The following is a 16,986-nucleotide window of genomic DNA, read 5'->3' on the forward strand; positions in this document are numbered from 1 at the left end:
CGCAAGTGTGCACATGACGGCTGTCCTGCTCAGTCTTCTGCTGGGTTGGCTTGGCTGTCTCGACTCGCGGGGTCCGTCAGCCATCGGTAGTAGGTGGCCGGGCTGATGCGGCTGAGCTTTTGGGCGCGGGAGCGTGGCGCACCGAGCCGGTCGGCCTCCAGGGCTGCGGCCTGGATCTGCGGCAAGAGCTCCTTGGCCTGCTGCAGAAGGTCGGCGCGCTTGGCGCCAAGGTCGGCGAGGGTCTGGAGTGCCGCAGCCTGTGCTTTCTCCGGAATTTCCATGCTGGGCAGCATAACGCTCCACTTCCCTGAGAAGCTGTCTTGTACTCCGAGAAGTAGAGCCCTGCTCCGGTGTCCGGAAAGGCAAACCCCGGCCACGACGGAAGGGCGCCGCCACCATGCCTCTGACCTGCACCAACAGAGGGGCAATGATGTCCGACCGCATCACCGCATCACCGCATCACCGCGTCGAGCGAGAACGAGCACCGGCTGTCTGAAGCGCTGAGCATCCTGCGCAAGGTCACGCCCACCACCTCCAGCGACGACAAGGGCCGCCTCATGCTGTACCTCGACTCCATCGAGGTCGAGATCGGGATCGACCGGATCAACACCACCCGCTGAACAACGACGAGGGAGATCAACCGATGAGCGAGCAGACCCTGGAAGAAATCATGGAGGCGCTGCAGCGCGCGGCCGAGGAGCAGCAGGAGGCCACGCGCCGCTACGCCGAGGAGATGGCGCGGTTGGCGAAGGAGAGCGAGTGACGCTCCTTTTCCCGCACCCCCTTCCGGTTTCGGCGGGGGGTGCGCTGGTTTCCCAGTGTCTACTGATGGGCGGCAGGTTTTTTCACTGTGCGGGCGTCATCTGTATTCACTGGGCAAGTTGCAGGGCGAGCCGCCAAGAGCGCGCGTCCAGAGGGCGGCAAGCGGTCCTCTGCCGGGTATCCCGGTCGGTGTCCCGCGTGTGTGTCCCGGTTGGTGTTGCCCCAGCTGTGACCAGGGTGTTGAGCGGGTCCCCCCGGTGTTCGCGGGATGTGGGACACCGGGACACGGGGTGGACGGTCCGGTCTGCGGGGGCGGCCTGATCGAGGCCGAACTCCCCCTGGACCGCGCTCGGTACGAAGCGCTCCTCACCGCCGTTCTCGCGTGGACGGATCCGCACCGCACACCCCGCGATTACGAGCAGATCGCCCTCCAGCTGACCGGCCACGCCCGTGCGGTCGCCGCCGACGTCCGGCGCCACGCCGCCGCCCTGCCGAAGAACGACGGCCGCGTCGCGCTCGCCGAAGTCGTCCTGCGTGCAGCCGGCGGACGCCTGTCCGCACCGTTGGAGGGCACCGCCGGCTGCGCCCAGAACCGCGCCCGTCTCGTGCGGGTCCTCTACGAACGTCTAAATCAGGCTCTGAACGGGCACGCCCGCGTCGCACGCGGCCGGACAGAAATCCGGACAAGACCCCGACCAGGTCGGACAGACAGCTGACTGTCCGGGACAGGCAACTCCCGTTGACCTTCGTCAGCTCGCCATCGCAAGCTCTGGCCTGCCCGGCAGACAAGCGGGCCAGTGTCCCGGCAATCAACTGGAGGAGAGCGTGTCTCGTACCATCGGAAAGCTCCTGGGAACTGCGGCGGCGGCCACCGGCCTTGCGCTACTCCCGTCCGCAGCGAGCGCGGCACAGGGGCCGATCAGCGGCGCAAGCTACCGCGGATGCACCACGGTGACCGGCACCTACGGCTGGGAACTCACGAACGCCGGCATGGACCTGTACCGCACGTGGGGCAGCGCCCGGCTCGTCAACCACCCGTCCAAGTGTCCTGCCGGTTTCACGGCCGGCGTCCTGCAGCGCTCGACGACACACACCACGGATCGCAGTTGGAAGACCTATGCCGGGGTCAATCCCGGCGAGACGTTCACGCGCGATCTGGGTGACACGGACGTACGCGGTGTCCGCTTCCGCATCTGCAACGTACACAGCGGCGGCGTCGTCGACGGCTGCGGTCGGGTCCAGTAGTCGCGGACAACTGCTGACCTTCAAGGCGTGGTATCGGCAGAGGCCGACAGATGGGACCCGCCCGATCAGGGGTGGAGCGGGGGTGCTGGACCCGCTCGGCCTCCGCACCCGGCGGTCCGGCTGTCGCCTCCGGCCGCGAAGGTGCTCGATGCCCTGCCCGAGCACGCGGAGCAGATGGTCTGGGACATTCTGGATGCCGCGGCCGGGAACCTGTGAGGCTTCCCGCAGTGGGGGCGTCGGCGACCCGGAGGGCGAGGACGTGCGGATCGCGTCCACATGCGGCCCGACTCGTACTACCTGCAGAACCAGCTCGACAACCCGCAGTCCGACCAGCAGACGGACTGGACGCTGATCGGCACGGACTTCGACGTCGTTGTGGTGCCGGGCCGCCGCGCCGTGCAGATGGACGCCGCCCACAAGGTGATGTTCGACAGCAGTGAGCAAATCAACCACCAGACTCTGCGCAGCCGTGCGGACGACCGCACGTTCGATCTCCGCTACCAGAGCTTCGGCGAACCCTGGGTGGAGACCGGCGGCGCCTCGCCGGTGCGCGTCGGCAGCAACGCCTGGTACTGGCACGCCGATTGGTGAACGAGGCACGGGGCGCCCGGCGGGTGGTGCTTGACCGGGCCCTCGGCGGCCCCGGAGGATCGCGGCATGGCGATCAAAGGCGTGCTGCTCGACTTCCCCGGGACGCCGTATACGCGTGACGCTTCCCCGGCCGCCATCGTTGCCCAGGCATGATCACACGGAGGTCAGTTACAGCCCTGTCCCTCACCGCGGCGGTGGTGGGAGTCGGATTGGGCACAGCCACCCCCGTCTCCGCCGGCGGCATCGGTGATTTCCTCTCCCCGCCTTTGGCGTCAGCTGCGCCAACCTCAACAACGGGGCCCACGCCAGCGTATCCACCACGCAGGGCACTGGCGCGGCCAACGGAAACCTTGCCGGACTGCCCCTTGGCAGCGCCCTTAACCAGTGCGGCGGCGCCGACGTCCCCACGGCAAAGAGAAAAGGCGGGGGTCACCGACCGATGCCCCATAAGCCGTCACCTTCTTGATTGTGATTCTCAGGGGGAGGGGGTGTCTGGGCTGGTGTTCGCCGGGACGTCGATGGTCTATGGCCCTGCGGTCAGCCACAGAATCAGGCACGCGTCGAGCTCCTGGGAGTGCCGGAACACCATGCTGATGCCGCGGCCGCCGCTCTGCTCGGGCAGCAACTCGATGACGTAGGACTCGCTGCGCGGGTCGGCGAGCGGCAGGCCGCGGGCATGCGCGGGGGTGGGGTCGTCCTCCAGCGCGCGGCGTACGGACTCGACGGCGGCCTGCTCGCTGCGGGACAGCTCCCGCCGGATCTTCTCGGCGGCGTCGCTGTAGAACGCGTGGGTCACCGGGCGGCCTCCTCCAGCTTGCGGCGGAGCTCGTCCTCGACGTCGTCGGTGGTGCGGGCGAGCGCGGCCATGCCCTGGGGGTCGTAGCGGAGCTGGACGCGGTGGCGGTAGGCCTGGGTGAGCTCGCGCGCCTGCGTGAGGTCGTCGAGGTCGAGGGCGTCCAGCTCCTGCTCGAACCGCTGGCGGTCGACGGGGAAGCCCCAGGTGCTGAGCGCTTCGCGCAGCTCGGCGAGCGTGCCCATGGGCGGGTGGAAACCGGGCCGGTCGGCCGGATGGTCGGGCTGTGCGGTCACGGTGATCTCCTCCTGGCTGCGATGTCGACGCTACTCGCCTACCGCCCGGACGCGGTACGTCCCGGCGGAATCCGCACACCCTGATACCCAGGACCGAGGCCGCGCCGCTCACGCCGGAGCCGGAGCGGGGTCGGTGGCGCGACGAGCTGCTCCTGGTGCTCGTCCTCGTCGGGGTCGGCGGCTGCGTGTTCGCCGGGCGGGAGGCCGAGGCGCTCGCGGAACCGGGTCGGCTGCTGACTGATGGCGAACATGGCCGCGGTGGCATCGGGGTGCGCGGCCGCCAGGGCGAGCGCGGCGGTCTCCATTGATTCGACCGCGTCCTCGACGGCGTCCAAACTCCAGTGGCACGGCGGGGCGCCGGCGGCGGCAGCTCGCACGCGGCATTGGCCAGGGCTTCGGCACGTCCAGCGACACCCGGCGGCGCGGCACCGGTGGGCAACAAGTCCATGGCCTACTCAGTGAGCGTGCGGGCCCTATATAGGGAGAGGCCCCGGCGGCGGGCAGCATCGGCCGGACGTCGCCCGCCCGCCCACCGGCACACCGCGCGCCCTGGCTACGCCCAAACGGCTGCACCGGCTGCACCGCACCGCCGCGGCCCACGCCCTCCAGGGGCTCTGCTATGGCCTGGGCACCGCCGCGTCCGGCCTGCTCGGCTACTGGATCCAGCAGCAGTACCTGTGAGGCCCGCACGTCACACAGCACATTCGCTAGGCAGCGCCAGAAGAGGGAGGTTCCCTCTCGTGCCGCCCCCTGTGCACGGCACGATGTTCCGCATGAGCCACTGGCCCATCCTCGTCACTGCCGGCCGCTGGGGCTTGTCCGCGGGGTTCCTGTGGGATGGCCGGTCCGGGGCGGTGCCCCCGGCACTCCGTCAGCGAGTTGCCGGAGTACCGGGCGGGTGGCTCGAAGTGCCCGAGCGGTCTTGTGGATGCCGTGTGCGACGGGGATCCTGTCGCCGCCGCTGCTGTGTACGCAGTCGGCAGAAAGGAGCGGCCGTGGCCGCCGACGGATTCCAGGGTGGCAAGCCCGAGTTGACCATTGCGTCTTTGGGGGATACCGGCCATGGCAAGACCACGATGGCCAGTGCGCTGGTCAGGATGCTCTCGCAGGCCACGGGCGCTCAGGCGGGGGAGGCGACTGACGGCACCAGCATGCGCCGCTTCGGGTACGAGACGTCCCGGCGCCGTTACCGCCACCTCGACTGCCCCGCCGACGAGGTCCCCGGTCTTTTGAGGACCCAGACCTTGGACGGCGCGATCCTGGTCGTCTCCGCGCTGGACAGCGTCACGTCCCAGACGCGTGAGCATGTGCGTCTGGCCCGTACAGCCGGTGTTCCGCTCGTCGTTCTCCACAACAAATGCGACTCGGTCGAGGATCAGGAATTGCTGGATCTGAACGAGGTGGAGATCCGCACGCTGCTGACCCAGCACGGCTACGACGGCGACAACGCTCGCATTGTCCGCGGCTCCGCCTACGAAACCGCGCGCGGCAACGGTGTCTGGCACAGCATGTTCGTCGCCCTGGTCGAGGCGCTGGACGAAGACCTTCCCCAGGGGCAGCCGAAGACTGAGCTTCCCGCGCGGGCGCGCCTGGTGGCCAAGCACAGCGGCAAGGTGCTGGACGTCGCGGGCGGCGCCGCGACGAACGGCAACGGCGCGCGCATCCACCAGTGGGAGTGGAAGGGCGGCGACAACCAGAAGTGGAGCATCAATGCGGCGGGCGACGGCTACTACTACCTGGTGGCCAAGCACAGCACCAGGGTGCTGGATGTCAGCGGGGGGCCGGACGAAACCCGCAACGGTGCTCGTGTCCACCAGTGGAGCTGGGTGAACGGCGACAACCAGAAGTGGCGTATCGAGCCGGTGGGTGACGGCTACCACCGCCTGGTGGCCAAGCACAGCGGCAAGGTGCTGGACGTCGACGGCGGCGCCGCGAAGAACGACAACGGCGCGATCGTCCAGCAGTGGGACTGGGTGGGCTGGGACAACCAGATGTGGCGTCTGGAGCCCATCCAGGACAGCGACTGGTGAGCCCTCCGCCTGACGTGATGCCGCCTCCACTGCTGAACGGTGAACACCGCTGCCAGCGAGCCGACCAAGCTGTCCGGCCGGTCATGACCGGCGCCTCGCGACACGTTCAGGAGGCAGCTTTCGCCGTGCCATGATCAGCGCATGAGCGAGTACTCCTGGCCTTCCGAGAACGGGAGGTGCCAAGCAGCCGGTGCCGCCGTGGCCTGGCCTGAGTTTGAGTTTGAGTTTTCATCTCCGGCCAGCTTGCGCAGCCCTACCTGCAGAGTGTCCCCGCCAGCTGGCCCCCGGTTTCGGGGTGGCTGACGAGGGGTGCCGAAACTCCAGGGCGCCGACAGTCTGTCCCGCGGGTGTTCCGTAACCTTTTCCTTCGAAGCAGCCGAGCTGCGTGCAGTTCCCAGACATCACCACGTCCCGGCTGCCATCGCCGTCAACATCGAGCGCCTCCGCGGACTGCCGCCAACCGGGGAAGCCCAAGCCCCCACACCCCGCCGACCGACGGCCTCGCAGAACTACCTCGACCAGCGCGGGATTTCCCGGCCCAGGTCCTGGGCCAACCCTGGGCAGCTGGCCTCGGCGACTCCAAGATCCCCGACAGAGTCAAGCAACAGCAGGTGCACTCGAACGCCACGCGGGGGCCGGCTGCGGCACCTCCAGCACCTCCAGCACCTCGGCGATCTGGGTATATGTCAGCGGTGTGCGGGGCGTGCTTCGATGAGGTAGCGCTGACTGTGTGCGATGAAGGGTCCGTGCCGCTGGATGAAGTCATGGATTTCTCTGAGCTGGGTGCGGTAGGTGTCGGTGGTGAAGCCGGGGACGATCCAGATGACCTTGCGCAGGAAGTGGACGACGGCGGCGATGTCGAAGAATTCCATGCGCAGTGCTTCCTGGCGCAGATCGACGACGTCGAGTCCGGCCTGTTCGGCTGAGGCTGCGGCCGTCATGGCGCTCATGGCCAGGTCGGCGCGCTGCGGCCCTTTGAGGAAGTCGGTGAGTTCACGGACACTGGCCGAGCCGACGCCCTGGGACAGGTAGGTGCCGCCCGGGCGCAGCACCCGGCTTACTTCGTCCCATCGGATGGCACTGGGGTGGCGGCTGACGACCAGGTCGAAGGAGTTGTCCGCGAAGGGAAGATCTGCAGTGTTGCCGGCCTGGACGACGTCGGCCTGCAGGGCGGCGAGTTGACGCCGGGCGACAGCGACGTTGGGGGGCCATCCCTCCGTCGCGACCAGCACGGGAGGGACAACGGGGATACCGGAGAGAACCTCACCTCCCCCCGTCTGAATGTCGAGCCCGGCCTGCGCCTGGGCCATCCGGTCAGCCAGCAGCCGGGAGTATCCCCATGAAGGACGCTGTTCGGTGCCGCGCCCCTGAAACCAGGAGAAGTCCCAACCCTCGACCGGTACGGCCTGCCCTTCTGCGAGGAGATCATCGAAAGCTGCCATGGGCCGAGGGTCGCAGCCTCGCAGCAGGCGCGCATCTCAAAGCTCCACGGCTTGTTACCGGGTATACCGGACAGTCGGAGCAGGGGCGGTCGCTCGCCGCCCGGTGGGACTTCGCTGGCCGCGAGGTGCACCTGGGGGAGGAGACGCTGTGGCCGAACGCATTCGCGATGCCGACAGCGACAGCGTCGACGAGTAAATCGCCACGCTGCGCACCGAACTTGATATTGCTGGCCTCGCCTGCGACACCCGCCATCGAGCTGGCCTGCGCCTTCCGCCAGGCCGTCCTTGACGATCACACCGCACTGCACGCCAACGCCACGATCGCCCGTCTACGGGAAGACGTCCGACGGCGATCACGCCTGCTTCGTCGACATGGCCCAGTTCATGGCCGACATGTCTGTCGAGCAGGCCTGGGCAGTGCGGTGGCTCGACAGTGAACAGGACACCCGCAGCCGCTGGCGTGGCGTGGTCGTTGCCCGCCAGGCGCACCTGCACGCCGGGCGTTGAGAAGCCGCTGATGAAGCCGGCATGCCAAGAGGGTGGAGACCGGGCCTGTGCGTCCCGGCGTAGAGGAAATGCGCTGTCCCGGCCCGTTTTGGCCCCTGCCGAGGGAGGAGGGTGGGGGTAGGACGTTCCGGCCGTGTCGAGCTCCCCTCCGCAGCCGGTGCAGTCCGACCGTGGGTGTCGGCGTTGCGGGAATGTGCCGGCACCCACGGAATACGGGCGGGACAGGGGCACGGACAAGCGTGAGCCCGGACCAAGCTGCTGTTTAACGGCGCGTTCGCGGGCTGTGATTTCCCGCTGCCAGCGCGACCGTTCGGCTAAAAGGGTAGTGCTGACGCCGAGAATGTGCACTTGGCCTTCGGTGTCGCGGGCCTGGCCATGGCCCGAACCAGCCTCCGGAGCCCGCATGTTCCTGCTGGCCGGCGGCGCCGTCTACCTGGTGCTGTGGCTCTACGGCCTGATCATCGACCACCACAGCAGCGCCAACTTCGTACCGCTGAACAACGCCGACGACTGGCTGCACTTCGCACTCGGCATCGGAATGATCGCAGCGGGCACGCTGCTCACCCGTCGCACCACTGCGGCCAGGTGACAACAACTGGGCGACGTCCACCCCGAGGAGCTGCCGTGTTCTGCAGGGTGAGGACGACGGGGTATCTGGGCACGGCCCAGTTCGTGCCTGGCTGTCCGGGCACGGAACTCTGGGCCCGCGTCCTGCGACGACCGTTTGGAGGCGTGCTGGACGAACGACGGGACCGACTGCTGTACCCAGGTGCTGGCCTCGATCTGCACTGCAAGGACGTGGTGTCACGGACCTGGGGCGTAGCGGTCGATGGCCTTGACTGGACCCAGCGCCGCGACCTGCTCCAGATCTTCCAGGGGCTCACCGCGGTCGCGGAACTTGCCTGCAAGACGGTGGGCTGTGGGAAGCCACGCCTGCACCAAGCCACGCCTGGCCCAACTGCTCGACCAGGCGTTGCCGCTCAGGGCCGACGGGAGGCACACACATGTTGATCAGGGCGACCCATCCGCGCCGGGCGGTGGACACCCCGGACGAACCGCGTCGAAGGCGCCGCTGATGCCGGCGGTGCATGCAGTGACCGTCGAGGCCCCGGCGGCGCTGCCCGCCCGGGCGCTTCGAGGACAGCGTTCGTTCAACTGGACCTGTCCGTCGCTCGCGGGCCCGCCACGATACGCGCGAATTCGGCGCGCAGCCGGTCATGGCGTTCCACGTCGGTCCATACGTCGGCCGGGTGCGGACGCGAGGTGTACCAGGCCCACAGGCATGCGCCGAGAGCGGTCATCAGCGGTATGAGCAACCAGGTCAGTGCGGAAATCCGTTCTCCCTTCACAGTGGCCATGTGTCCGTACAGGCGGGCTGGTGCGGGCTCCGCGCCTCCTGGGGGAGCCCGCACCTGGGCGTGCGGGTCAGGACTGCAGTTCCTTACGGCCACCGCTGATCTCGATCTTGCGGGGCTTGGCCTGCTCGGCGACCGGGATGCGCAGGCTCAGCACGCCGGCGTCGTATGCCGCCTCGATGTGCTCCGCGTCGAGGGTCTCACCGAGGAAGAGCTGCCTCGTGAACGTGCCCGTAGGCCGTTCGCTGATCAGGACTTCACTGCCTTCCCCGGTCACGGGCTTCCGCTCTGCCCGGACGGTGAGCACGTCCCGCTCGACGTTCAGGTCGATGGAGTCCGGCTCCACACCGGGCAGGTCGAAGTGCACCCAGAACGATCCGTCCCCGTGCCAAGCGTCCATAGGGACGGCGGCGGGGCCAGCGGCACCGTTGAATACCCGCTGCGCCCATCGGTCCAGCTCACGGAAGGGTTCAGTACGCATCAGCATGGTCATCGCCTCCTCGTCGCTTCCGTCGCGTGGCTTCAGGTCCGACAACATCCATATACCGCAGGAGGGGTAAAGTTGACAAGGTGCGACTCAAAGAAGTTGTGGCGCAGGTGGGTAGAGAAGCTGAGGGCGGCACGTCCTCGCGCGAGCTGAGGACGCGAGGCTGAGAATGGAGAGGTCGGGCGTGCATCGATTTGGACCGCCAGAGGGTTCCGTGAGCACGGCCGTAACCGATGGGTGGCAGAGAGGTTCCTGAGCAAAGCAGATGAGTCAGTCTTCTGCTGATGCAGCGACGTACGGTGTGGTCAGGCACAGCGAACAATGACTGGCGTGAGGGTCGACGTCCGGAGCCCGACAGCCTCGCGGATCTTCACCGTCACCGCTGTTCGGCGAACGTCCACAGGAGCTGCGCATACCCGTCCCGCTCGTCCTCCCGCACGGCACTGAGCGGCACCGCCCGGTGATCCAATGGGGACTAGGATCTGGCGTCGCGCAGCTGCTGCTGCTGGTCGAGGCGGTCGGCGCCGGGCGCGGACGCTTTCACCCACAGCGGCAACGCCCCCAGCGCGGCGGCCCAGGGCAGTAGTTCCGGTTCCGGCGGCCCCAGGGCCCGCAGACAGCCGTGGATCTGCTCGGTGCGCAACACCGGGGTCCGTGCGTTGTCTTCCATGCCCCCCGTCATGTACCCAGCGTCCAACCGGCCGCAGCCGCACGGGACGACCCTCACCGGGGGGCGCATGGCGGCGCTTCTGCCTATGCGACGTCTGCTTGTCTCGACGTCAGTTGGGCGCTTGCGGTCGGGACTGTGAGGTGTGCTTCTGCCCCTGGGGCCTCATGGGAAACTCGTAGTCGAAGGTCGGGCTGAACACGGCAATCCCTGCGAATCAACTGCTGGGGGTGTCGTTACGGTCGTTACGGTCGTTGCAGCGGCTGCACCACGTGACGTGGCGGACAGCGGGTCGGGCCCTGGACGGGAAGTGGACGGCGCCGCGGACGAGGTCGCGGCGCAGGGAATCGCGGCTCGATCACCGCAATCGCGATCGGCCTCTGCCTTTTGTCCCGGGTTCCGGTGTGGAGTATCAGGCTTTGCGCGCTGTCATGAGCGCATAACCGACATGGGGCAGGGTGGCGATGGTTTCGAAGCAGCGCAGGCTTTCGGTGAAGTGGTCCTCGTTCATCGCGGCGTCATGGGCCCCGATGGTGCGGAAGCCGGCAATCATGCCGTGCAGGGTGCGCTGGGTGTGAGCGGTGACGTCGGTGAGCTGCAGCAATTCCAGATCGGCTGCTTCGATCAGGGCTGGGTACGTGTCGATCCTCTCCAGGCCCCGGGAGTGGACGATGGAGGTGAACTGGTCGATCAGAGCCTGGGTGTCATCGTCGGGGATGGGGGCGCGCAGGACGATGTCGGCGATGACCAGGCGGGCGCCGGGCCGCAGGACGCGGGCTGTTTCGCGAAGGACGTGGCCGCGGTCGGGCATGTGGAGCATGGATTCCAACGCCCAGGCGTGATCGAAGCTGGCGTCGGGGTAGGGCAGGTCCATGGCGTCGGCGTAGCAGAAGCGGACCTGGTGGTGGAGCGCCTGGGCTCGGGCAGCGGCATTGGCGATGTCCACCTGGTGCCGGCTGACGGTGATGCCCGTGACGTCGGCGCCGGTTTCCCTGGCAAGCCGCAGGGCCGGCTTGCCGGTGCCGCATCCGATGTCGAGCACTCGTTGGCCGGGATGCGCGTCAAGCCGGGTGATCAGCTGGTCGGTCATCCGGTCGGTGGCCTCGGCCAGGGACTCCTCCTGGCTCTGCGGATCGGCCCAGTACCCGTAGTGGAGATTGTCGTCGTGGATGGTGCGTGAGAGGTCGGTGAGCTGGTCGTACATCTCGCCGACCTGATCGCTGAAGGGGTGCGACATATTGTCCTCCACGCCGGGCTGGAAATGGGGCCGTTCTCGCGTAAGGCGCAGAGCGGTTTGTGGCGCCAGCAGCCAAAAACACGCCGGGCGCGGCAAGAATCCGAGGATGGACAGGGAGAGTGTTTTACAAATGCAGTTGGCGACCAACTGCTCTTCGCCGGTATGACAGGTAACAGCACAGCTTTCAACAGCTCTCCTTCCCGCTCGCGTGGTGGTTCACCGGATCGGGCCTGGTGATGGTCCGAACGGTTGACATTTGACATACCCCACACAGGGAAAGGGAAAGGGCCTGTCATGGCAGCGCGTAGCTTTGAGTCCCTGGCGCCGCCCGGCACCGACTTCACTGCCGATCCCTATCCGGTCTATGCGCGCCTGCGTGAACGCGGCCCGGTGCACCGTGTGAACACCACCACGCATGGTGAGGTCTGGGCGGTTCTCGCTCATGAGGAGGCCAGGGAAGCACTGGCCGATCCCCGCCTGCGTACCAGCCCGATCGGTATCGGCGCGCCGGAGTCGGACCGGGGCGTCCTGAACCGGACCATGCTGGAGAGTCACCCGCCCGAGCACACGAGATTGCGCAGACTCGTTGCCAAGGACTTCACCAACCACCGCGTACGGATGCTGCGCCCCCACATCCAGCAGGTCGCCGACGAACTCCTGGACGCGATGGCGCCGCTCGGCCGCACGGACCTCGTCGAATCCTTCGCACTGCCCCTGCCCACAGCCATCATCTGCGAGCTCCTTGGCGTGCCCGTAACCGACCGCACCGACTTCCACCAGTGGTCAGCCGACATCGTCACCGCCACCAGCGTGGAAGCAGGGGCCGCTGCCGCACAGGCCATGGCCCAGTACCTGGCCACTCTCGTTGACGCCAAGCACTCCGGCCAGGAGGGCGAGGATCTCCTCAGCGCCCTGGCCCGAGCCGCAGACGACGGCGACCGGCTCTCCCGCGAGGAACTGCTCGCTATGGCCTTTCTCCTGCTTTTCGCCGGCCACGAAACCACGGTCAACCTCATCGCCAATGGCTGCTACGCACTGCTGCGTCACCCCGACCAGCTGGCCGAACTGCGTGCCGACTGGACGCTGCTCGACGGCGCGATCGAGGAGATGCTGCGCTATGAGTCCCCGGTCAAGGACTGCGCCCTCCGGTTCGCCGCGGAACCGGTGAACATCGCAGGCACTGCCATCCCCGCCGGGGAGCGCGTACTCATCGTCCTGGCCGCGGCCTGCCGCGACCCCCGCCGTTTTACCGAGCCCGACCGCTTCGACATCCGCCGCGACACCCACGGACACCTGGCCATGGGGCACGGCATCCATCACTGCCTGGGCGCTTCACTCGCCCGCCAGGAGGCCGCCGTTGCCTTGCGCTCGCTCCTGGAGCGCTGCCCCGACATCGCCTTTGACGCCGACCCCGCCGACCTCGTGTGGAGGCCCAGCATCTGGCTGCGCGGGCTTGCCCGCCTCCCTGTCCGGTACTCACCGGTCGCACCCGCTCAGACAAACCAAAAGGCCGCACCGCCACCGTGAGACAGAGTCACGAGGAGCACTACGCGACCCCTGGCTTCGACATGACCGGATCATGGACAGGGCCGGAAAACCTGCCCTCGCACATCCTTCAACAACTCCGATGCTGCCCTGCCAGCTACGACCTGTCGCCGTCAGCCGGCCGGCGGTGTTCTGCATCCCCAGCAAAGTTGCAGGACCATCTACTACTGATCATCTCGGCGTCATGTCACCGGAAAGGTCGACGAAACCTCCAGGTCAGAAGCGCCTTCATCGGGCGACATCACGCTGGGAATCTCAGTAACAGCGGCGGTCCAGGCATGGCGGCGAAGGCGTGGAAGCAGCACGTCGGGGTAGCCCGCTGAAGGTTGATCAGGCAAGGGCCGCGACAACCTGGGGAGGTCACAGCGGCCCTTTCCTCCTTCCCGCCCGGTACAGCGACCGCGCCGGACAAGGCGTACACCAGCGCCTGCGCACAAGACCGTGCGTGCAGACCCCTTGACGCTGATCAGCAGGCGGGCGGACCGTGACGGTCCGCGTCACGCTCCACCCCGAAGGGGGGGCCTCGCATGTCGTTCACCAACTGACCAAGGGAGTCCGTACGTGACCACACAGATCACCTATCGCCTGCTCGTCGACACCGCCGCCGTGGCCGATGCGGGAACGGACGCGACGGTGCGTGTGCAGCTGATCGGCGAGAAGGGCAGGAGCCCGGAGATCGAACTCAACACTGAGGGCAACGACTTCGAAGCGGGCTCCAGGGGGAGCTACGAGGTCACGATCGATGACATCGGCGGCCTCAAGCAGGTTCGCTTCTTCCACGACAACAGCGGAAGCTGGCCCGGATGGTGCCTCGGCCACTGCCAGGTCCAGCCCGGCACCCGCACCTCCGAGTACATCGAGGGTGCCGGAGGAGGAATCGGCGTGTTCGACAACGGTTCCTACTGGAACGCGGTCCTGCCTGAGGGCGGTGACGCTGTCACGGTGCCCTCCATCTTCGGAAAGAACAAGCGCCAGGTCGTCGGCGTCTGGCTGTCCACGGACCGCGGCGGTGTGGACAAGACGTTCACGCTGGACGAGAAGCGCGTCATCGGTCTGCCTGTCGCCGTGGGCGGACCGCCCGCCTGACGCCCGCCTGTTGTTGCGGGCGGGCCTGCCTGACGCCCACTCGGGCAGCCCCGCCCGCACTCTCACTCGACCCGTCGGGCAGGTCCTGGACGCCGCGGTGCACGCACATCAGCTGGGCGACGGTGCTGTTCTTGTCTTTGCCGGCGATCAGAGCGGGGCCGTGGGAGCTGTGGCGGCCGGTCTGTGCGCCGTTGTTCCAGCTGTTGCCGTCGAAGCGGGTCCAGAACATCTGCGCGGTGGTGCCGCGGTAGACGCAGTACAGCTGGTTGTTGTAGACGGCCAGGCCCGGCCCGGCGGACGTCTGCTGGGTGCCGATCGTTCGGGGGGTGCTCCAGCGGGTGCCGTCGAAGGTGTTCCAGAACATTGTCTTGCCGTCTTCGGCACGGTGCACCAGATACAGCTTGTCGTTGTAGACGGCCACGGCAGGGGATGAGGGGCTGGCGTACCCGCCGGGCAGCTGCGTCCCGGGGCTCCAGCCGCCCCGGTCGGGGTCATAGACCGTTGAGAACAGGTGCCGTTCGTGCGACCCGCGGTACAGGCAGTAGATCTTGTCCCGGAACATCGCCAGCGCCGGGTTCTCGGCCGTCATCTGGCCGACGAACTTCTCGCTCTCGCTCCAGCCGTTGGCCGGCTCGTACACGTTCCAGTACAGCGAATAGTCCTCCACCCGCACCTTCACCGGGATGAGCATGCCCGGCGCCAGCCACGGCGAGACGAGCTTGACGGGACCGCCATCGGCCACCTGCTTGATCCACTCGCCGCGCAGCTCCGCGTAGATCTCCACGATCGTGCCGATCGGCTCCTTGAGGAAGGCCGCGACCACCTCTCCGATGAGCGGCGCGATCTCCGCCGCGAGAGCCGCCCCCTCGGCATTGAGGTGCACCTCGAACTTCCACCACATCGTTTTGACGCTGACCTCTACACCCCGGGTGGCCAGCTCCTTATGAGCCAGCTCCGCCCGCTCTACGACAGCGGTGCTGGGGGTGAAAGCGCGAGGATCTTCAGCCTGGGTGTCACTCGCGGTGCCCTCGTCTGTCGACATGACCTCTCCTGCCTGCTCGAGTGCACCGACCAGCACCACAAACGACGCGGTCGGCACATGCGCAGCTCGTCCCGCGCCGGATCATCACAGCAGCAAGTAATCACACGGGTACGGGCCGTACTCAAAGACGGCGTTGAAGCGACCCGACAACGGCCCGGAAGCTCCCGGTTCGGGTGCCGCTCGGTACAACGACTGGGCGTCGTTCTGTGACGCGGAGTTCGGCATCAGCCGCGCCCAGGCGTACCGGCTCCTGGACGTCGCCCGCTCCCTCGCCGCGATCCGCGGCGCCATCGCAGCCGGCGCCGAGACGTCCCGCACGCGAGACAGCGACCCGGCCGCAGCGGCCGCGCTCGACTACGGCCTGTCCCGGCGCGCCCTGATCCCGTCCCCGGGCGTACGGACACCGTCGCGGAGTTGATGACCCGCCGACTTGCCACTCTCGCCACTGACCTTTCCGTTCAGTTGTCGGGGCTGGCATTGCTCGATCCCTGCGGTACGCCGGGGCCATGAGATATGCGCAGGGCGGTGGTCTCACTCCGCAGGGCCAGGCCGCGAGGGAGCGGGTGCGCATGCTGGCTGTCCAGTTCCTTCGCGATCAAGGAACTTCTCTCCCAGCGCCCCCAGGCGCCCATCGTCCTTTCCATGCCGACTTCGGCGGTGTCCTCGCTGCCGAACCCAGTACAGCCGCCCCCTCCAGCGGGCGTTCTTCCTGTCGAGCCAGGTCGCGTGCTTGACCGTGGGGACGTGGGAAAACGAGACGTATCTGCGCAAGTACAAGGGCTACACGCACGCGTCAAATCCTGGTAGATAAAGATCAAGCTTAGACGTCGCTTCTTATGGCTGTCGGAGCTACGACCTTGCTGTCTGGGAAGGCGTAGACCGGCGGATGGCAAGACCGCCGCCCAGGTATTCAACGACTGTACGACCGCTACATCGACAGCGAGGTGGAGCAGCCTCCATCCGAACGCATAGCGGCCTGCGCGGCTGCGCTGCTCAAGCGGTGGTGCGACCTCACCGGGGACGAGGAGGACACCTCGCCCTTGCTCCAACGATGGTCCAGGAGGCGTCTGCCTACGCGGCGGCCGTGGCGAAGTCCATGGGCCTCGTCTGCTTCGACGTACAGCGAAACCGGCTCAGGCCATGAGGGGAGCGCCAGCCGGCGGTAGCTGATGAGGGCTGCGGCTATGCCTACGAAGGCGAGGAAGTGTTCGGCCTCGCGTTCATAGCGGCGGTGGAGACGGTGGCAGCCGGCCAGCCAGGACACGGTTCTCTCGACCACCCATCGATGCGGGCCCAGCCGCTGCGAGGAGTCAACACCCTTACGGGCGACGCGGTGGCCGGATGCCGCGCTTGCGGAGCCATCGGCGCAGGTGGTCGTAGTCGTAGCCCTTGTCCGCGTGCAGTTTCGCCGGCCGCCGACGCCGAGGCCCGCGGCGGGACCGGATGGGCGGGATGCCGCGCACGAGGGGCTCCAGGCCCTGACTGTCGTGCATGTTCGCGCCGGAAATGCTCAGGGAGAGTGGCAGTCCGTTCCGGTCGCGGATCAGGTGGATCTTCGATCCCAGTTTGCCGCGGTCGGTCGGTCGGTCGGATTCGGTCCGGTCAGTGGCCCCCTTTTGCCGCCCGCAGACTGACCGAGTCGATCGCGCATCGCGACCAATCCAGCTCGCCCCGCGCTCGGAGTTACTGATCCTTTCGGGGTGTTGTCGGATGGTGGGTCGGTTGGAGTCCGGTGCCGGCGAGGCAGCCGTCGATCAGGTCGGGGCGGTGTTGGATGTGTCGCAGGCCGCGGCGGAGATTTGTTCGAGGTGGGGTGTCGTCGGTGAAGGCGATGTTCGCCGGCGGGCTGCGCCGCGGGAGCGACCAGACGCCTTCCACCGGGTTCAGGTCCGGTGCGTAGA

Annotated in this window: 19 protein-coding genes and 3 pseudogenes; 9 read left to right on the forward strand and 13 right to left on the reverse strand. The window is 67.6% G+C overall.

The annotated features are described in order from the left end of the window. Window positions 1–29: 29 nt before the first annotated feature. Window positions 30–281, reverse strand: a complete 252-nt coding sequence (locus ACWDZ7_RS31180; RefSeq protein WP_451801621.1) for a hypothetical protein — start codon at window positions 279–281, stop codon at window positions 30–32. A 771-nt stretch (window positions 282–1,052) separates the two neighbouring features. Between ACWDZ7_RS31180 and ACWDZ7_RS31185 the strand changes: the two genes are divergently transcribed. From ACWDZ7_RS31185 to ACWDZ7_RS31195, 3 genes are all read left to right on the forward strand, one after another. Continuing rightward, on the forward strand, window positions 1,053–1,478 hold the full coding sequence (locus tag ACWDZ7_RS31185; protein WP_451801622.1) for a restriction endonuclease: 426 nt from the start codon (window positions 1,053–1,055) through the stop codon (window positions 1,476–1,478). Between the two features lie 109 nt (window positions 1,479–1,587). Next, on the forward strand, window positions 1,588–2,007 hold the full coding sequence (locus tag ACWDZ7_RS31190) for a hypothetical protein (protein ID WP_451801624.1): 420 nt from the start codon (window positions 1,588–1,590) through the stop codon (window positions 2,005–2,007). Between the two features lie 276 nt (window positions 2,008–2,283). Continuing rightward, window positions 2,284–2,598: a hypothetical protein gene (locus ACWDZ7_RS31195; protein WP_451801626.1), complete on the forward strand. Its 315-nt coding sequence runs from the start codon at window positions 2,284–2,286 to the stop codon at window positions 2,596–2,598. A gap of 523 nt (window positions 2,599–3,121) precedes the next feature. On the opposite strand, the gene ACWDZ7_RS31200 is transcribed toward ACWDZ7_RS31195, so the two are convergent. Genes ACWDZ7_RS31200 through ACWDZ7_RS31210 form a run of 3 tightly spaced genes read right to left on the reverse strand, consistent with a single transcriptional unit; the run spans window position 3,122 to window position 4,022 of the window. Beyond that, the gene (locus tag ACWDZ7_RS31200) at window positions 3,122–3,394 is read right to left on the reverse strand and encodes a hypothetical protein (protein WP_451801628.1); all 273 of its coding nucleotides are present in this window, start codon (window positions 3,392–3,394) and stop codon (window positions 3,122–3,124) included. Beyond that, complete coding sequence (locus tag ACWDZ7_RS31205) at window positions 3,391–3,687, reverse strand: hypothetical protein (protein WP_451801630.1); 297 nt, start codon at window positions 3,685–3,687, stop codon at window positions 3,391–3,393. The genes ACWDZ7_RS31200 and ACWDZ7_RS31205 overlap by 4 nt, the downstream gene beginning before the upstream one ends. Before the next feature lie 38 nt (window positions 3,688–3,725). Further along, on the reverse strand, window positions 3,726–4,022 hold the full coding sequence (locus tag ACWDZ7_RS31210; protein ID WP_451801631.1) for a hypothetical protein: 297 nt from the start codon (window positions 4,020–4,022) through the stop codon (window positions 3,726–3,728). Between the two features lie 660 nt (window positions 4,023–4,682). Between ACWDZ7_RS31210 and ACWDZ7_RS31215 the strand changes: the two genes are divergently transcribed. Beyond that, entirely contained in the window at window positions 4,683–5,717 is a 1,035-nt protein-coding gene (locus ACWDZ7_RS31215; RefSeq protein ID WP_451801632.1) for an RICIN domain-containing protein, read from the forward strand. A gap of 686 nt (window positions 5,718–6,403) precedes the next feature. Here the strand turns inward: ACWDZ7_RS31215 and ACWDZ7_RS31220 are convergent. Beyond that, a complete protein-coding gene (locus ACWDZ7_RS31220) occupies window positions 6,404–7,159 on the reverse strand; it encodes a class I SAM-dependent methyltransferase (RefSeq protein WP_451801633.1) in 756 nt (251 codons plus the stop codon). A gap of 384 nt (window positions 7,160–7,543) precedes the next feature. Here ACWDZ7_RS31220 and ACWDZ7_RS31225 point away from each other — a divergent pair, with 384 nt between their 5' ends. Further along, on the forward strand, window positions 7,544–7,666 hold the full coding sequence (locus ACWDZ7_RS31225) for a hypothetical protein (RefSeq protein WP_451801635.1): 123 nt from the start codon (window positions 7,544–7,546) through the stop codon (window positions 7,664–7,666). 403 nt (window positions 7,667–8,069) lie between these two features. Further along, window positions 8,070–8,255 (forward strand): DUF4383 domain-containing protein, encoded by a 186-nt coding sequence (locus ACWDZ7_RS31230; protein ID WP_451801636.1) that lies wholly within the window; start codon window positions 8,070–8,072, stop codon window positions 8,253–8,255. 224 nt (window positions 8,256–8,479) lie between these two features. Here ACWDZ7_RS31230 and ACWDZ7_RS31235 read toward each other — a convergent pair. From ACWDZ7_RS31235 to ACWDZ7_RS31255, 5 genes and pseudogenes are all read right to left on the reverse strand, one after another. Then, a pseudogene (locus tag ACWDZ7_RS31235) lies at window positions 8,480–8,617 on the reverse strand (sigma factor); the annotation flags it as partial. A 200-nt stretch (window positions 8,618–8,817) separates the two neighbouring features. Next, complete coding sequence (locus ACWDZ7_RS31240) at window positions 8,818–9,024, reverse strand: hypothetical protein (protein WP_451801638.1); 207 nt, start codon at window positions 9,022–9,024, stop codon at window positions 8,818–8,820. Window positions 9,025–9,091: 67 nt separating this feature from the next. Further along, window positions 9,092–9,508 carry an Hsp20/alpha crystallin family protein gene (locus ACWDZ7_RS31245; protein ID WP_451801639.1) on the reverse strand — a complete coding sequence of 139 codons (417 nt, stop codon included), beginning with the start codon at window positions 9,506–9,508 and terminating at the stop codon, window positions 9,092–9,094. A 475-nt stretch (window positions 9,509–9,983) separates the two neighbouring features. Further along, the gene (locus tag ACWDZ7_RS31250; RefSeq protein WP_451801641.1) at window positions 9,984–10,178 is read right to left on the reverse strand and encodes a hypothetical protein; all 195 of its coding nucleotides are present in this window, start codon (window positions 10,176–10,178) and stop codon (window positions 9,984–9,986) included. Between the two features lie 409 nt (window positions 10,179–10,587). Next, on the reverse strand, window positions 10,588–11,412 hold the full coding sequence (locus ACWDZ7_RS31255; protein WP_451801669.1) for an SAM-dependent methyltransferase: 825 nt from the start codon (window positions 11,410–11,412) through the stop codon (window positions 10,588–10,590). Between the two features lie 294 nt (window positions 11,413–11,706). On the opposite strand from ACWDZ7_RS31255, the gene ACWDZ7_RS31260 reads away from it, so the two are divergent. Together ACWDZ7_RS31260 and ACWDZ7_RS31265 are read left to right on the forward strand one after the other, a co-directional pair. Beyond that, window positions 11,707–12,939, forward strand: a complete 1,233-nt coding sequence (locus ACWDZ7_RS31260; protein ID WP_451801643.1) for a cytochrome P450 family protein — start codon at window positions 11,707–11,709, stop codon at window positions 12,937–12,939. Between the two features lie 579 nt (window positions 12,940–13,518). Beyond that, window positions 13,519–14,043 (forward strand): PLAT/LH2 domain-containing protein, encoded by a 525-nt coding sequence (locus tag ACWDZ7_RS31265; RefSeq protein WP_451801645.1) that lies wholly within the window; start codon window positions 13,519–13,521, stop codon window positions 14,041–14,043. On the opposite strand, the gene ACWDZ7_RS31270 is transcribed toward ACWDZ7_RS31265, so the two are convergent. Next, entirely contained in the window at window positions 14,003–15,085 is a 1,083-nt protein-coding gene (locus ACWDZ7_RS31270; protein ID WP_451801647.1) for a hypothetical protein, read from the reverse strand. The genes ACWDZ7_RS31265 and ACWDZ7_RS31270 overlap by 41 nt on opposite strands. A gap of 133 nt (window positions 15,086–15,218) precedes the next feature. Between ACWDZ7_RS31270 and ACWDZ7_RS31275 the strand changes: the two genes are divergently transcribed. Continuing rightward, window positions 15,219–15,503, forward strand: coding sequence for a hypothetical protein (locus tag ACWDZ7_RS31275; RefSeq protein WP_451801649.1), 285 nt, complete (start codon window positions 15,219–15,221; stop codon window positions 15,501–15,503). Window positions 15,504–16,244: 741 nt separating this feature from the next. Here ACWDZ7_RS31275 and ACWDZ7_RS31280 read toward each other — a convergent pair. Next, window positions 16,245–16,750 (reverse strand): annotated as a pseudogene (locus ACWDZ7_RS31280) (IS5 family transposase); the annotation flags it as partial. A gap of 18 nt (window positions 16,751–16,768) precedes the next feature. Next, window positions 16,769–16,984: pseudogene (locus tag ACWDZ7_RS31285) on the reverse strand (IS630 family transposase); the annotation flags it as partial. Window positions 16,985–16,986: the final 2 nt, after the last annotated feature.

This window comes from Streptomyces sp. NPDC003032 (assembly GCF_053591415.1).

Bases quoted from the DNA above. Each gene is read 5' to 3' on its own strand.
- ACWDZ7_RS31240 (WP_451801638.1), bottom strand. From the start codon at position 9,024: ATGGCCACTGTGAAGGGAGAACGGATTTCCGCACTGACCTGGTTGCTC.
- ACWDZ7_RS31255 (WP_451801669.1), bottom strand. From the start codon at position 11,412: ATGTCGCACCCCTTCAGCGATCAGGTCGGCGAGATGTACGACCAGCTC.
- ACWDZ7_RS31270 (WP_451801647.1), bottom strand. From the start codon at position 15,085: ATGTCGACAGACGAGGGCACCGCGAGTGACACCCAGGCTGAAGATCCT.
- ACWDZ7_RS31250 (WP_451801641.1), bottom strand. From the start codon at position 10,178: ATGGAAGACAACGCACGGACCCCGGTGTTGCGCACCGAGCAGATCCAC.
- ACWDZ7_RS31260 (WP_451801643.1), top strand. From the start codon at position 11,707: ATGGCAGCGCGTAGCTTTGAGTCCCTGGCGCCGCCCGGCACCGACTTC.
- ACWDZ7_RS31245 (WP_451801639.1), bottom strand. From the start codon at position 9,508: ATGCTGATGCGTACTGAACCCTTCCGTGAGCTGGACCGATGGGCGCAG.
- ACWDZ7_RS31225 (WP_451801635.1), top strand. From the start codon at position 7,544: ATGGCCGACATGTCTGTCGAGCAGGCCTGGGCAGTGCGGTGGCTCGAC.
- ACWDZ7_RS31230 (WP_451801636.1), top strand. From the start codon at position 8,070: ATGTTCCTGCTGGCCGGCGGCGCCGTCTACCTGGTGCTGTGGCTCTAC.
- ACWDZ7_RS31180 (WP_451801621.1), bottom strand. From the start codon at position 281: ATGGAAATTCCGGAGAAAGCACAGGCTGCGGCACTCCAGACCCTCGCC.
- ACWDZ7_RS31220 (WP_451801633.1), bottom strand. From the start codon at position 7,159: ATGGCAGCTTTCGATGATCTCCTCGCAGAAGGGCAGGCCGTACCGGTC.
- ACWDZ7_RS31195 (WP_451801626.1), top strand. From the start codon at position 2,284: ATGCGGCCCGACTCGTACTACCTGCAGAACCAGCTCGACAACCCGCAG.